The 14,796-nt window shown below is 69.8% G+C and carries 15 protein-coding genes; 12 read left to right on the top strand and 3 right to left on the bottom strand.

The features are described from left to right. The gene (prsT, locus tag NX784_RS00440; protein ID WP_258814700.1) at window positions 1-2,766 is read right to left on the bottom strand and encodes an XrtA/PEP-CTERM system TPR-repeat protein PrsT; all 2,766 of its coding nucleotides are present in this window, start codon (window positions 2,764-2,766) and stop codon (window positions 1-3) included. Window positions 2,767-2,984: 218 nt separating this feature from the next. Here prsT and NX784_RS00435 point away from each other — a divergent pair, with 218 nt between their 5' ends. The 4 genes from NX784_RS00435 to NX784_RS00420 all read left to right on the top strand — a co-directional run bounded on the left by NX784_RS00435 (window position 2,985) and on the right by NX784_RS00420 (window position 5,933). After that, complete coding sequence (locus tag NX784_RS00435; RefSeq protein ID WP_258814699.1) at window positions 2,985-3,845, top strand: PEP-CTERM sorting domain-containing protein; 861 nt, start codon at window positions 2,985-2,987, stop codon at window positions 3,843-3,845. Between the two features lie 88 nt (window positions 3,846-3,933). After that, window positions 3,934-4,476 carry a Dps family protein gene (locus NX784_RS00430; RefSeq protein WP_258814698.1) on the top strand — a complete coding sequence of 181 codons (543 nt, stop codon included), beginning with the start codon at window positions 3,934-3,936 and terminating at the stop codon, window positions 4,474-4,476. A gap of 91 nt (window positions 4,477-4,567) precedes the next feature. After that, window positions 4,568-5,221, top strand: a complete 654-nt coding sequence (locus NX784_RS00425) for a response regulator (RefSeq protein ID WP_258814697.1) — start codon at window positions 4,568-4,570, stop codon at window positions 5,219-5,221. Between the two features lie 76 nt (window positions 5,222-5,297). Continuing rightward, a complete protein-coding gene (locus NX784_RS00420) occupies window positions 5,298-5,933 on the top strand; it encodes a response regulator transcription factor (protein ID WP_258814696.1) in 636 nt (211 codons plus the stop codon). A gap of 4 nt (window positions 5,934-5,937) precedes the next feature. Here NX784_RS00420 and NX784_RS00415 read toward each other — a convergent pair whose 3' ends face one another. Further along, entirely contained in the window at window positions 5,938-6,831 is an 894-nt protein-coding gene (locus NX784_RS00415) for a LysR family transcriptional regulator (protein WP_258814695.1), read from the bottom strand. Between the two features lie 101 nt (window positions 6,832-6,932). Between NX784_RS00415 and NX784_RS00410 the strand changes: the two genes are divergently transcribed. Next, the gene (locus NX784_RS00410; RefSeq protein WP_258814694.1) at window positions 6,933-7,946 is read left to right on the top strand and encodes an NAD-dependent epimerase/dehydratase family protein; all 1,014 of its coding nucleotides are present in this window, start codon (window positions 6,933-6,935) and stop codon (window positions 7,944-7,946) included. Here NX784_RS00410 and NX784_RS00405 read toward each other — a convergent pair. Next, window positions 7,943-8,869 carry a LysR family transcriptional regulator gene (locus NX784_RS00405; protein WP_258814693.1) on the bottom strand — a complete coding sequence of 309 codons (927 nt, stop codon included), beginning with the start codon at window positions 8,867-8,869 and terminating at the stop codon, window positions 7,943-7,945. The two genes, NX784_RS00410 and NX784_RS00405, sit on opposite strands and share 4 nt — an antisense overlap. Before the next feature lie 126 nt (window positions 8,870-8,995). Between NX784_RS00405 and mdcA the strand changes: the two genes are divergently transcribed. The 7 genes from mdcA to madM all read left to right on the top strand — a co-directional run bounded on the left by mdcA (window position 8,996) and on the right by madM (window position 14,796). After that, complete coding sequence (gene mdcA / locus NX784_RS00400) at window positions 8,996-10,657, top strand: malonate decarboxylase subunit alpha (RefSeq protein WP_258814692.1); 1,662 nt, start codon at window positions 8,996-8,998, stop codon at window positions 10,655-10,657. Then, window positions 10,657-11,550, top strand: a complete 894-nt coding sequence (locus NX784_RS00395; protein WP_258814691.1) for a triphosphoribosyl-dephospho-CoA synthase — start codon at window positions 10,657-10,659, stop codon at window positions 11,548-11,550. Before mdcA ends, NX784_RS00395 begins: the two co-directional genes overlap by 1 nt. 2 nt (window positions 11,551-11,552) lie before the next feature. Beyond that, window positions 11,553-11,864, top strand: a complete 312-nt coding sequence (locus NX784_RS00390) for a malonate decarboxylase subunit delta (protein WP_258814690.1) — start codon at window positions 11,553-11,555, stop codon at window positions 11,862-11,864. Beyond that, the gene (locus NX784_RS00385; RefSeq protein WP_258814689.1) at window positions 11,861-12,709 is read left to right on the top strand and encodes a biotin-independent malonate decarboxylase subunit beta; all 849 of its coding nucleotides are present in this window, start codon (window positions 11,861-11,863) and stop codon (window positions 12,707-12,709) included. Before NX784_RS00390 ends, NX784_RS00385 begins: the two co-directional genes overlap by 4 nt. Beyond that, window positions 12,706-13,533, top strand: coding sequence for a biotin-independent malonate decarboxylase subunit gamma (gene mdcE / locus NX784_RS00380; protein ID WP_258814688.1), 828 nt, complete (start codon window positions 12,706-12,708; stop codon window positions 13,531-13,533). Before NX784_RS00385 ends, mdcE begins: the two co-directional genes overlap by 4 nt. A gap of 79 nt (window positions 13,534-13,612) precedes the next feature. Further along, entirely contained in the window at window positions 13,613-14,020 is a 408-nt protein-coding gene (madL, locus tag NX784_RS00375; protein WP_258814687.1) for a malonate transporter subunit MadL, read from the top strand. 11 nt (window positions 14,021-14,031) lie between these two features. Continuing rightward, window positions 14,032-14,796: a malonate transporter subunit MadM gene (gene madM, locus NX784_RS00370; protein WP_258814686.1), complete on the top strand. Its 765-nt coding sequence runs from the start codon at window positions 14,032-14,034 to the stop codon at window positions 14,794-14,796.

The following is a 14,796-nucleotide window of genomic DNA, read 5'->3' as shown; positions in this document are numbered from 1 at the left end:
TCAACCGCCCGACTTCAGCCGCGCCATCAGCTTGCGCGCCTCCTCGGCCTCGGCGAACCGCATGTCGCCCGCCAGCAGGCCATCCAGTTCCGCCCGCGCCGCGGCCTTGTCGCCGCTGGCCGCTAGCGCGACCGCCAGGTGATAACGGATGTCGCGCGCCGCCGGCGCGAGCGTGTGGGCTTCGCGCAGCAGCGGCAAGGCGCGCGCCGTGTCGCCCTTGGCGACGAGGATCCAGCCCACCGTGTCCATCACGTCCGGCCGTTTCGGGGCGCTGCGCAGCGCCGCTTCCGCCGTCGCGAGCGCGCGCGCGTCGCCCAGCGCCTGGTAGCACGCGGCCAGGTTGTTCAGCGCGACGGGATTGTCCGGCTGGCGCCGCACGACGTCTTCCATCTGCGCGGCCGCGCGCTTGAAGTCGCCGGCCGCCATCCATACCTGCGCGCGGTACGCGAGCACCCGCACGTCGTCCGGGTGCGCCGCGAGCCATTTCGCGAGGCGGCCATCGGCGTCCGCCACGCGGCCGGCCTGGCGCAGCGCGTTGTCGATCTTGATCGCGAGCTCGTTCGTCGCATGCAGGCTGGACGCGTGCTCGAACGCCGCCAGCGCGGCCGCCGGCTGGCGCTTCGCCATCAGGATGTCGCCCTGCAGCTGGAAGCCGGCCGCGCCCTGCGGATGCGCCCTCTGCATCCGCTCGGCGATCATCAGCGCGAGATCGTGCGAGCCCTTGCGCACGTACAGCTCGGCCAGTTCCAGCTGCGCCGACGGGAAGTCGGGCTGGATCGCAAGCACGCTCTTCAAGTCGTCCTCGGCCTGCGTCGTGTTCTTCATCAGCAGGCGCAGCGACGCCACCTGCATCAGCGCCGGCGCGGACCGCGGCAGCGCCTGCGCCAGCTGCTTGTACGATTCCAGCGCGCCGGCGATATCGCCCCGCGCCAGCTGCGCCTTGCCCAGCAGGTCGAGCAGGTCCGGATCTTCCGGGTGGCTCACCTGCAACCGGCGCGCCAGGTCCAGCGCCTTGTCCGGCTGCTGCGTGCGCAGGTATTGCGCGCACAGGTCGACGCCAGGTCCGATCGCGCGCGGGTCCACGGCGGCCGCCTGTTCGAGCCAGTGCGTGACTTGCGCCGGTTCGTGCGCCTGCTCGGCCAGCGCCGCGAGGCCGGCCATCGCGTCGACGCTCGTCTTGTTCCGGCCGAGGAAATCCAGCAGGATCTGGCGCGCCTGCGCAGGCCGGCTCGCGTCACTGGCGAGCTGCGCGAGGCCGGCGGCCGCGCGGTAGTACGCGGGGTCGATCTGCAGTGCGTGCGCGAAGGCGGCGCCGGCCGCATCGGCCTTGCCCTGGATGGCGAGCACCTGGCCCTCGAGCGCATACGCCAGTGCCTTGCCGGGTTGGGCGCGTTCCAGCGCCTGCGCCGCGGCGAGCGCTTGGTCACGGCGGCCCAGCTTCAGGTTCGCCTGCACGAGCGCTTCGGCGGCCTCGGTCGACGTCTTGTCGAGCCGCGTCGCCGCTTCGAGGTCGCGCACGGCATCGTCCGTCGCGCCGTCGCCCAGGCGCGACAGCCCGAGGCCGGTACGCAGCGACGCGGACGCCGCATCGAGTTCGCTGGCGCGCGCGAACAGCTCCGCCGCCTGGCCGAAGCGGCGCGTCTGCATATCGGCGTCCGCCGCGAGGCCCAGCACCTGGGCGTCGGCCTGCGACGCGCCCAGCACAGGCTCAAGCACGGCACGTGCTTCGGCCGCGTGGCCGGAACCGATCAATGCCTGCGCCAGCATCTTGCGCGCGTGGACGTTGGCCGGGTTGTGTTCGAGGTAGCGCCGGAAATACTGCTCCGCCTGGTAATTCGAGCCGAGCTTCAGATTGACGGCGCCGGCCAGCAGCACGCTGGGCATGTGGTCCGGCACGGCTTTCAGCACGCGGTACAGCACGTCGCGCGCGGCCTCCGGCTTTCCGGTCGAATAGTCGAGCAGCGCCTGCGTGTAGCCGACGAGCAGGCTGCCCGGCGCGCCCTTCGCCGCGAGGTCCAGCTCGGCCTGGGCCAACTGCGGCTTATGCAGGCCGATCGCCAGGTACGCCTTTTCCACGTGCGCCGTGCGGTGTTGGGGGCTCACGGCCAGCACGCGGTCGTACAGGGCCAGCGCCCTCTCGGGATGGTCGCTCGCGCGCGCGAGGTCGGCCTCGAACATCAATGCGTCGACGTCGCGCGGATCGCGTGCCAGCACGCGGTCCGCAAGGCCCTGCGCGACGTCCGCATGACCCTCGACCATTGCGAGGCGGCCGAGGCCCACGAGCGCCGCAGCATCCTCGGGCCGTTTTTCCAGCGCATGCTCGTACGCGGCGCGCGCCTCGGCATTCTTGCCGAGCGCCAGCCACGCATCGCCGCGCGCGGCAGCCAGTGCCGGGTCGTCGGGGCCGCCGGTCGTCTCGTCCAATGCCTTCTTGTGCTGCCCTTCCATCACCAGCGCGGCCGCCAGCGCGGCCAGCGCCGGGCCCCGTGCATAGCCTCGGTCCAACGCCTGGCGTGCCTCTTTCTCGGCCGTCGTGCTGTCGCCCAGGTCGAGGTAGGTACGGGCCAGCAGATAGCGTGTGTCCGTGCTGGCAGGCTCCGCGTCCAGCGCGTTCTTCAGGACGATCAGCGCGGCGCGGAAATCGCCCTGGCTGCGCAGTTGCACGGCATGCGCGCGCTGCTCGTCCGCCGTCTCCCGGTGACAGGCGGGGAGCGTGGCTGCCAGGGCAACGGCCAGCAGGAGGGCGGCGGAAGATCGGGTGGGCATGGAAAACTTATTGTTATAGATCAATCTTATATTCTGGTGGCGCAAGCCCGGATAACGCAAGCAAAAAACCGCCGGGCATCGCGGCGATACGACGGTGCGCAGTTCAGTTGCAAAAAAATCACGTATCTTATTGACATTGAATAATTTATTTACAAGCTAAGTTTATGTGTGGCATGATCGCGGCTGAGCTCATCAACTGTAAATATCGGGGGGATTCTGTGAAGAGTGCGATCACGCTGGCCGCTGCGGCCACTTTCGTTCTTGGTGCGAACCAAGCGGGCGCGGCCACGATCCTCGATTCCGGGACCACCGCCTATTACGGCTACGACAACAAGGGCGCGGCCGACGTCATCGGCGGCAGCACCTACGACATCTCGCAGGCGACGATCACGCGCGCCGGCAATGCCCTCACCATCGTCATCAACACGAGCTTCGCCGGCCAGGCGGGCGTGAGCGCGAGCTGGGGCAAGGACGGCCTGGCGACCAACCCCACCACCGGCAAGGGTATCGGCTATGGCGACGTCTTCCTGTCGGACACGTGGAACGCGGCCGGTACGAGCACCAACCACTACGCCACCGACGATGCAACAAAAGGCACCGTGTGGGACTACGGTTTCGCACTGAACAACCGCTGGAGCAATTCGGGCGGCACGTTCAAGCTGTACGCGCTGAACGGCGCGACGAATGCGCAGAACATCCTCAACTCCGACAGCTACATCAGCTGCGGCACCGCGTGCAACTACCGCGAGAATGAGGAAGTTGCCGTCAACACGAAGTCGAGCACCGTGAAGGACACGGGCCTGGGCGGCAGCTGGACCGTCTCGCAGAACAAGAACACGCCGTCGCTCGGCACTATCACCTTCAAGATCGACCTGAGCGGCTCGGAACTGCTGGACTACAGCTCGTTCGCGATGCACTGGGGCGAGACGTGCCAGAACGACGTCATCGAAGGCCTCGCGATGCACGTGCACGTGCCGCTGCCCGGCACGGCCGCCCTCCTCTTGCTCGGCCTGGGCGCGCTGGGCATTGCCCGCCGCCGCGGCGGCCGCGCGCTGCCGCCGGGCGCTGCAGCCGCCTGACCTTTTCCCGCCGGCCTGGCCTTTGGACCAGTGTCGGCGCGGCCCCGCATCGCTAGACTCGGCCTGTCACCTTTCTAGCGAGATCACCATGGACCCTCACCAGGACACGGCCGGCGTCGTGCAGGAATTCGGCGCGCTCGCGCCCGTGCGCATCGGCCTTCCCGAACAAACGCGTTCCCAGAGCGTACGCGCGCTGAACCGCCTGCTGGCGCACACGATGGCGCTGCGCGACGCCTACAAGAAGGCGCACTGGCAGACGTCGGGCGCCACCTTCTACGAGCTGCACCTGCTGTTCGACAAACACTACGACGAACAGGTCGCGATCATGGACGCCCTCGCGGAGCGCATCCAGACGCTGGGCGGCGTGACGTTCGCGCTGGCGGGCGACGTGGCCGGCGAATCGTCGATCGCGCGTGCGCCGCGCGGGCGCGAATCGGCCGCGGCCCAGCTGGAACGCCTGGCCGCCGCGCACGAGACGATCCTCCTCGACGCCCGTCCGCTCGCGCGCGCGGCCGCTGACGCGGGCGACGACGGCAGCAACGACCTGATCGTGAGCCAGGTCGTGCGCGCGAACGAGCTGCAAAGCTGGTTCATCGTCCAGCACCTGACCTTGCGGGCCGACCGCGGCTGACGATCGGCGCCTGCATATCCGTTCGTATAGCTGGACCCGGCGCGGCTTCGTCCCGACAATGCTCGTAGAAGCACAGGACGAGGAGCCGCCCATGACGATGTACCTGCCGCCGCTGGAGGACGCGCGTCCCATCACGCTGCTGATTGCGGACGACCACCCGCTGATCCTGGCCGGTCTCGCTGCGCTTATCCGCGCCGAGCCCGGCCTGCAACTTGCCGGCGAGGCGGTGGACGCACCCACCGCCGTCGCGCAATACATGCGGCTGCGGCCCGACGTGATGCTCATCGACCTGAACATGCCGGGCGGTGGCGGCATCGACGCGATCCGGCAGGTGCGCGCGCTCGTGCCGGACGCCCGCATCGTCATCCTGTCGGCGTACGACGGCGACGAGGACGTGCACCGCGGCCTGCAGGCCGGCGCCAGTGCTTACCTGCTCAAGCAGTCGGGCCTCGACGAGGTGCTGCAATGCGTGCGCCTCGTGGCCGCCAACCGGCGCTATCTGGCTCCCGGCCTCGCCGAGAAGCTCGCGCAGCGCGTGGAGGCGAATCGCCTGTCGCCGCGCGAGCTGCAAATCCTCGCGCACCTCGCCGCGGGCATGAGCAACAAGGTGATCGCGCGCACAGAGAACATCGGCGTGGGCACCGTCAAATACCACGTCAATAACATCCTCTCGAAGCTGAACGTGTCGTGCCGGACGGAGGCGGCGTGCGTGGCCGCGCGGCGGGGGCTGATCCACACGTATTGAAGGACCGCGGTTTCGGCCGCCGGGGCATGCAAATCTTGTACAATCCGCGCTTGTACCATCCCCGGCGCCGCACCGCATGACCCCATCCACCGCGACCCCGATCCGCGTACTGATCGCGGACGACCACCCCATGATGCGCGAAGGCATAGCCGCGTGCCTGACGGCGCACGGCGGCTTCGACGTCGTCGCGCAAGCCCGCGACGGCGACGAAGCCATCCGCCTGTTCGCCGCGACGCGGCCGGACGTTGCCCTCATCGACCTGCAGATGCCCGGCAAGGACGGCCTCGAGGCCATCCGCGCCATTCGCAGCCTGCACCCGGACGCACGCCTGATCGTGCTCACCACGTACGACGGCGACGCGCGCATCGCGGCGGCATTGAAGGCCGGCGCGTCGGCCTACCTGCTGAAGAACGTTCCGGGACCGAAACTGGCCGCCACCGTGCGCGAAGTCTACGACGGCACGCACATCCTGCCGCTGGCGCTGCGCCAGGACCTTGCCATCCACGACGCTGGTGTCGCGCTGTCGCCGCGCGAACTCGACGTGCTGCGCCTCGCGGCCCGCGGCCATTCGAACCGCGCCATCGGCGAGCAGCTGCACATCGGCGAGACGACGGTCAAGACGCACATGAGCGCGATCCTCGTGAAGCTGGGCGCGAACGACCGGGCGCATGCCGTCACGCTGGCCGCGCAGCGCGGCTTCATCGACCTCTGAGCGCCTAGGCGAGATACGCGGCGAGGCCGTCGACGAGCGCATCGAACGCGACGCGGCAGCGCGGACTGGCGCGCAAGTCCTCGTGCATCGTGACCCAGGTGTCGAGCCGGAACGTGAACGCGTCCGGCAGCACGCGCACGAGCGCGGGGGCGCGCGCAGCCAGCGGCACCTGGCACACCCCGATGCCGGCGCCGGCGCGGATCAGTGCCAGCTGCGCGACGTCGCTGTCCGTGCGCACGGCGAAGCGCTCGCGCGCATAGCCCGGCAACGCTTTCGCGGCCTGGCGCACGAACGGCGTCGGGCGGTCGTAGCCGATCACGGCGTGCGTATCCAGGTCGGCCAATGTGGCTGGCGTGCCGCGCCGCGCGAGGTAGTCCGGGTGGGCGTGCAGCCCGAGTTCGATGGCGCCGACGCGGCGCGCCACGAGTTGTTCCTGGCGCGGCGCCGTCATGCGCACGGCGATGTCGGCCTCGCGCTGCAGCAGGTCGTGCACGCGGTTCGACAGCACCAGTTCCACCTTCAGCGCCGGGTGACGCCGCGCGAGGTCTGCCACGATCGCTGGCATCACTTCCACGCCGACGACCTCGCTGACGCTGATGCGCACCGTGCCCGCCGCCTCCGCGCCGTCGCGCAGGCCGGACGCCACCCGCTCCAGCGCGGCGGCCGTGCTTTCCATCGCCTCCCCATGCGCGCGCAACGCGTGCGCGGCCTCCGTCGGCAGCAAGCCAGTCTGCGAGCGCGTGAACAGCACGAGCCCCAGCGCCGCCTCGAGCGCGGCCACGTGACGCCCGACGGTGGGCTGCGCGACGCCGAGCGCGCGCGCCGCGCCGGACAGCGATCCCTCGCGCAGCACGCCGAGGAAGGCGCGGTACAGTTCCCATTCGATGGTCGGTGCCATGGTGTTCTACAAAAATGTATAGCTGCTGGTATATGTCATGCAATTCCATTGCACCAGAAGAGCCATTACGCTGTCAACACTCTCAACGCACGGAGGACAGCATGAACGGATCGAACGAACGCAACACCGCCCTCGTACTGGGCGCCAGCGGCGGCATCGGCGGCGAGGTGGCACGGCAGCTGGCGCGCGCCGGCTGGCGGGTGCGCGGCATGAAGCGTGGCCTGGCGGCGGACACGGTCGACGCCGACGGCATCGCCTGGACGGCCGGCGATGCACTGGACCGCGCCGACGTGTCGCGCGCCGCCCAGGGGTGCGCCGTCATCGTGCACGCCGTGAACCCGCCCGGCTACCGCAACTGGGGCCAGCTCGTGCTGCCGATGCTGGACAACACGATCGCGGCGGCGCGCGAAACGGGCGCGCTCGTCGTCCTGCCCGGCACCGTCTACAACTACGGACCAGACGCTTTCCCCGACGTCGCGGAAGACGCGCCCCAGCATCCCGCGACGCGCAAGGGTAATCTGCGTGTGCAGATGGAAGCGGCGCTCGAAGCCCACGCGACGGCCGGCGGCCGCGTGCTGATCGTGCGCGCAGGCGACTTCTTCGGCCCGCAGGCGGGCAACAACTGGTTCGCGCAAGGCCTCGTCAAGCCGGGCAAGCCCGTCGGCCGCATCGCCAACCCGAGCGCACAAGGCGTCGGACACCAGTGGGCGTATCTGCCCGACGTGGCGGCGACGATGGTCGCGCTGATCGAACGCCGGGCGACACTGGCGCCGTTCGCGCGCTTCCACATGGGCGGCCACTGGGACGCGGACGGCACCGCGATGTGCGACGCGATCCGCCGCGTCGTCGCGCGCCACGGAGGCAAGGCGTCCGTCGGCGCCTTTCCGTGGTGGCTCGTGCGCCTCGCCACGCCGTTCAACGAGACCTTACGCGAGCTGTGGGAGATGCGCTACCTGTGGCGCCAGCCCGTCCGTCTCGACAACGCCCGCATCGTGGCCGTGCTGGGCGCGGAGCCGCACACGCCGCTGGACGTCGCCGTCGAACGCACGCTGGAAGGCCTCGGCTGCCTTCCGCCCGCGACCGCCGCACGCCGCGGCTCGGCCGTCCCCGCCTAGCCGGCCAGGTTGCCGAGCCGCTGACCCTTGCCGTACATGCGGCATTCGGCCGCCAGCGCCAGCAGGTTCGGGTCGCGCTCGCGGCTCTTCGACACGATCAGGCTGATGGTCTGGTGCGACGCGTACCGCGCGTCGAGGGGAATGAGCTCGATGCGCGTGCTGAATTCGGCCACGCGGCCCGGCAGCAGGCTGTAGCCCATGCCGCCGCTGACCAGGTTGATCAGCGAGAAGATGTCGGAGACGCGCATGATCGTCTCCGGCGTGTAGCCCGCCTGGCGGAACGCATGATCGAAACTGTCGGACGTGACGAAGCCGCCGCCCAGGGTAATGAATTTGGCGTCGTGCAGGTCGCGCAGGTCGACGTGGGTGCGGCCCGCGTACGGCGACCCGAGCGGCGCCGCGAGGTGCACCTCGTCCTCGAACAGCGGCACGGCGAGCAGCTGCGCGTCGTCCAGCGGCGCCTGCAGGCCGATGACGATGGCGTCGAGCCGGCCTTCGTCCAGGCCGCGCAGCAATTCCTGATTCGAGCCGAGTGTCAGGTCGATCTGCAGTTCGGGACGGCGCAGCTTCAGGCCCATGAGCAGTTGCGGGATGCAGCGCAACGTGAGCGAATACAGCGACCCGATCTTCAGGCGGCCGCCCGCGAAGCCGGCCAGTTCGCGCACCTTGCGCACGCCCTCTTCCGTTTCGCTCACGGCGCGCTGCGCGTGCTTGGCGAACGCATACGCGGCCGGCAGCGGCGCCAGGTTGCGCCCTTCGCGCCGGAACAGGGGGCAACGCAAGCCCTCTTCCAGCGAGTGCAGGGCGCGATGCACGCTCACCGTGCTCTGGCCAAGTTCTTCCGAAACGCGCGCCAGGCTGTGCAGGCGCATGAACGCCAGGAACACTTCCAGTTTCTTTAAGGTAATCTCTTCGTCGATCATCGCGCCGCTCCTGGGCAGAGCTTACCTTAACCATTAACTTCAGAGTAAACATTCGCGCGCCGCGTTGATTGAAGGCCCGGCGTCGTGTTCCTATGCTGGCGTTACCGTCCGTACAAAGGAGACAACATGGAAAGCAACACGCCCGCCCCGCGCCAGTGGGATACGCGGCGCCGCGACAAGGCGCGCCGGATGGCGGCGGTGAGCCACCTCGCCGACGGTCCCGTGCTGGACAGCGAACGCATCGTCGAGGCGCTGCAACTGCTGCTGGCCAGCGGCGACCGCGTGGTCCTCGAGGGGAACAACCAGAAGCAGGCCGACTTCCTCGCCCGCGCGCTCGTGCAGGTCGACCCGGACCGCGTGAACCAGCTGCACATGATCATGCCGAGCGTGAGCTTGCCGGAGCACCTGGACCTGTTCGAACGGGGCGTCGCGAGCAAGCTCGATTTCGCCTACGCCGGTGCGCAAAGCCTGCGCATCTCGCAATTCCTGCAGGAGGGCATGCTGGAGGTGGGCGCGCTGCACACGTATATCGAACTGTATGCCCGCCTGTACGTGGACCTGACGCCGAACGTCGTCATGGTGGCCGGCTACAAGGCGGACCGACAGGGCAATCTGTACACGGGCCCGAGCACGGAAGACACGCCGGCCCTCGTCGAGGCGGCCGCGTTCCGCGACGGGATCGTGATCGCGCAAGTGAACGAGATCGTCGACGATCCGAAAGACCTGCCCCGCGTCGACATTCCCGGCGCGTGGATCGACTACGTGGTCCGGTCCGACAAGCCGTTCTACATCGAGCCGCTGTTCACACGCGACCCGCGCCTCATCAAGCCCGTGCACATCCTGATGGCGATGATGGCGATCCGCGGCGTGTACGAGCGCCATCAGGTGCAATCGCTGAACCACGGCATCGGCTTCAACACGGCCGCCATCGAACTGCTGCTGCCCACGTATGGCGAGCAACTCGGCTTGAAGGGCAAGATCTGCCGCAACTGGACGCTGAACCCGCACCCCACCCTGATCCCCGCCATCGAATCGGGCTGGGTCGACAGCGTGCACTGCTTCGGCGCGGAGCTGGGCATGGAGCGATACACGGCCGCGCGCCCCGACGTCTTCTTCATCGGCCGCGACGGTTCCATGCGCTCGAACCGCGCGTTGTGCCAGCTCGCGGGCCAATATGCCGTCGACCTGTTCATCGGCTCCACCTTGCAGATGGATGGACTGGGCAATTCGTCGACCGTCACCCACGGCCGCCTGACCGGATTCGGCGGCGCACCGAACATGGGGCACGATCCGCACGGACGCCGCCATCCGACGCCGGCCTGGCTCGACCTTGTCGAGACGGACGACCCGCTCGCGCGCGGCAAGAAGCTCGTCGTGCAGATGGTCGAGACGTTCCAGGACGGCAGCCAGCCGACGATCGTCGAATCGCTCGACGCGGTGGAAGTGGGCAAGGCGTCCGGCATGCCGCTCGCACCCGTGATGATCTACGGCGACGACGTCACCCACGTCCTCACCGAAGAAGGCATCGCCTACCTGTACAAGGCGCAGTCGCTGGACGAGCGCAAGGCGATGCTGGCCGCCGTCGCGGGTGTCACGCCGATCGGGCTGCGCCACGATCCGAAGGAGACGGCCCGCATGCGCGCGCAAGGCCTGATCGCGCTGCCGGAAGACATCGGTGTGCGCCGCGCCGACGCCACGCGCTCGCTGCTCGCGGCGAAGAGCATCGCGGAGCTGGTCGACTGGTCCGGCGGCCTGTACGAACCGCCCGCCAAATTCAGGAGCTGGTGATGACGGCCGCGAATCCCTTCACGACCCGCGACGTCGACGCCATCGACCAGGCATTGCATCTCGCCGACCATGCGGTCGCGGCCCTCGTCGACGAAGCCATGCTGACACCGAAGCCGGGCCTCGTCGACCTGCGCGGCGCCGGCGCCCACCACGACCTGAGCTGGCCGCTGATGTGCGCGTCGGCCTGCGCGCTGCGGTCCGCGTTCGCGCAGATGGCGCTGGCGGGTAGCCGCATCGCGGATGACGACGACCTGCTGCGACGGCGTATCGGTGCCATCGGCCGCGACGCGGAAGCCACGATGATGGCGGCCAGCGGCGGCATCAACACGCACCGCGGCGCGATTTGGGCGCTCGGGCTGCTCGTGACCGCGGCCGCAGCGACCGGCCCGGATGTGGTCCGCATCGCCGCCCGCGCCGGCCGGCTGGCGCGCATCGGCGACCCCGGCGCACCGGCCAGCACGGGCCACAAGGGCGAGCGCGCCTGCATCGAACACGGCGTGGGAGGTGCGCGCGGCCAGGCCCGCGCCGGCTTCCCGCACGTGGTCGGCCACGCGCTGCCGATGCTGAAACTGGCGCGGGCGCGCGGCGATGCGGAGCACCACGCCCGCGTGAACGCCCTGCTCGCGGTGATGGCCACCTTGGACGACACGTGCCTGCTGGCGCGCGGCGGCAAGAAGGCGCTGGCCGCGGCACAGGACGGCGCGCGGCGCGTGCTGGCGGCGGGCGGCATCGCCACGCCGAACGGCCGGCGCGCGTTCGGCGTGCTCGAAGCGCGGCTGAAGCGGATGCACGTCTCGCCCGGCGGTGCCGCCGACCTGCTGGCGGCCGCGCTGCTGCTGGACCGTATCGAACGCGGGGTTGCGGTCCCCGCAACGACGATGGAGCTTGATTGAACATGGAAAGACTGGACTACGAATTCACCGCGGGCCAGCCGGCCGCGGGACGCACGGTGAGCGGCGTCGTCGCCTCGGGCGACCTGGAAGTGCTGCTGGAGCCGGCCGGCGCCGGGCGCACGACGGTGGCCGTGCAGACGTCGGTCGACGGCTACGGCGCCACCTGGAAGGCATTGCTGGAACGGGTGTTCGGCGCCGGCGACCTGCCGGCCGCCCGTATCGAGATCAACGACAACGGCGCGACGCCCGGCGTCGTGCGCATGCGCATCGAGCAGGCGTACGAGCAGGCAGCCACCAACGGAGGGACGCCATGAGCATCGAGAACCTGTTGAAGCGCGACAGCTTCATCGAACGGGGCGCCCGCAGCCGCGCGCAGGCGCTGCTCGCCCCGGGCACCGTCCGCGAACTGGCGGGGCCGTTCGAACGCCTGCACTCGCCCTGGCTCGGCATGCAGAAGCTCGTGACACAGGCCGACGACGGCGTCGTCGTCGCCAAGGGCCGGCTCGCGGGCCAGCCCACCGTCGTGCTGGCGATCGAAGGCGCGTTCCAGGGCGGCAGCATGGGCGAGATCGGCGGCGCCAAGATCGCCGGCGCGCTGGAACTCGCCGTGCGCGACAACGAGCGCGGCGTGCCCACGCAGGCCGTGATCCTGTTCGAGACGGGCGGCGTGCGCCTGCAGGAAGCGAACCTCGGGCTGGCGGCCATCGCCGAGATCCAGTCCGCCATCGTCGCGCTGCGCCGGTACCGGCCCGTCGTCGGCGTCAGCGCGGGTACGGTGGGCTGCTACGGCGGCATGTCGATCGCGGCCGGGCTGTGCTCTTACTTCGTGATGACGCGCGAGGCGCGGCTCGGCCTCAACGGCCCGCAAGTCATCGAGCAGGAAGCCGGCGTCGCCGAATTCGATGCGCGCCAGCGCTCGCTGATCTGGGGCCTGACGGGCGGCGAACAGCGCGCGATCACCCACCTGGCGGACGCCTGCGTGGAGGACGATACGGCCCAGGTGCGCGACACCGTGGCCGCCCTGTTTGCGCGCGGCGTGCCAGCCGTGCACCGCAGCGACCGCACCGCCGACTTCCTCGCCTGCCTCGCGCGGGTCGATACGGACACCCAGGCGACGCCGGACGACGTGCGCCGCATCTACGGACAAGGACTCGAATGATGGCAGCGAACACGAATCACGCCTCGCGCGGCGCCATGTGGCTGCGCCTCCTCACGGGCGGCGCCCACCCGGTCCACGACTGGACGACGGTGCACGCGTGCGACGCCATCCTCGCCGGCCGGCCCGCGCGCTACATCGCCGTCGTGCCCGACCCGGACAATGGTTTTCCGCGCGCCCGCAACGGCGAAGTCGGGCTCGTCGAAGGCTGGCGCCTCGCGCAGGCCGTGCGCGACGTGATCGCGCTGGACCGCGATACGCTTGAGAAGCGCCCCATCGTCGCCGTCATCGACGTGCCGAGCCAGGCGTACGGCCGGCGCGAGGAAGCGTACGGGATCCATCAGGCGCTGGCCGCCGCGGTGGCCGCGTATGCCGACGCGCGGCAGGCCGGCCATCCCGTCATCGGCCTGATCGTCGGCCTCGCGATGTCCGGCGCCTTCCTGGCGCACGGCTACCAGGCCAACCGTCTGATTGCGCTGGACGATCCCGCCGTCGCCGTGCACGCGATGGGCAAGGCCTCCGCGGCGCGCGTCACGCTGCGTTCCGTCGAGGCGCTGGAAAAACTGGCGGCCAGCGTGCCGCCGATGGCCTACGACATCAGGAGCTTCGCGTCGCTCGGCATCCTGCACGAGGTGCTGACCTTGACGAACCTCGCGCTGCCGGACGAACAGGACATCGCCCTCGTCCACGGCGCGCTCGAGGCGGCGCTGGCGGACATCCTCGAGGACCCGCGGCGCGACCTCGCGAGCCGCCTGGGCGGCGCCCACCGGGCCGCGTCGCGCCGGGTCCGCGACCTGCTCGCAACACAATGGGAGGGCGCCGACTAGCTATCCGCAGCACCCACCCGGCCGCCAACAACGATAAACACGGCCGGCACCTTTTTTCTTGGACGAAGAGGAGACACACATGATTATCTATGGAACCGCATTGCTGGCCGTCTGCCATCTGCTCGGCATCTTCCTGGGCGACCTGCTGGGCACCCTGCTGGGCGCCAAGACCAACGTGGGCGGGGTCGGCATCGCCATGATCCTGCTGATCTGCGCCCGCCTGTGGCTGCACAAGCGCGGGCTGATGCCGGCGCAGACCGAGATGGGCGTCGGCTTCTGGGGCGCGATGTACATCCCCGTCGTCGTCGCCATGGCCGCGCAGCAGAACGTCGTATCGGCCTTGCGCGGCGGCCCCGTCGCACTGCTCGCCGCCTTCGCCTCGGTACTCGTGTGCGCGTGCTGCGTCTCCCTGATCAACCGTCGGGAGCGCCCGGCGCCCGACACGGACGTCGACGCCGAAACCCGCGTCGCCACGCAACGCGCTTGAAGAGGACCATCATGCTCGAACTCCTGGAAAAGACCGCAAAACACAACGGCCTCGTGCTGGCCTTCGCCCTCGTGGGCCTCGTGATGATCGTGTCGATGCAGCTGTCGCGCCGCCTCACGTTCGGCCGCGTGCACGGTTCCGCCATCGCCATCCTCATCGGCCTGGGCCTCGCCTACTGGGGCGGCATCCAGACGGGCGGCCAGAAAGGCCTCGCGGACGTCACCTTGTTCGCCGGCGTCGGCCTGATGGGCGGCGCCATGCTGCGCGACTTCGCCATCGTCGCCACCGCGTTCGAAGTGCAGGTCGTGGAAGCGCGGAAGGCCGGCCTCGTGGGCGCCGTCGCACTGATGCTCGGCACGGTGCTCCCGTTCATCGTCGGCGCCAGCGTCGCGTGGGCGTTCGGCTATCGCGACGCGGTCAGCATCACGACCATCGGCGCCGGCGCCGTCACGTACATCGTCGGTCCGGTGACGGGTGCGGCGATCGGCGCCAGCTCCGAAATCATGGCGCTGTCGATCGCCACGGGCCTCGTGAAGGCGATCATGGTCATGGTCGGCACGCCGATGGCGGCGCGCTTCCTGCGCCTGTCCACGCCGCGCTCCGCGATGGTGTTCGGCGGCCTCGCGGGCACCGTCAGCGGCGTCTCGGCGGGCCTCGCCGCCACCGACCGCCGCCTCGTGCCATACGGCGCCCTCGTGGCCACGTTCCACACGGGCCTCGGCTGCCTGCTCGGGCCGTCGCTGCTGTACTTCGCCACCCGCTCGCTGGTGGGCTGA

The organism is Massilia pinisoli (assembly GCF_024753285.1).
GTDB lineage: Bacteria > Pseudomonadota > Gammaproteobacteria > Burkholderiales > Burkholderiaceae_D > Telluria > Telluria pinisoli.
Note: the sequence above shows the minus strand (reverse complement) of the source record. Positions and strands in the feature narration are given on the sequence as shown.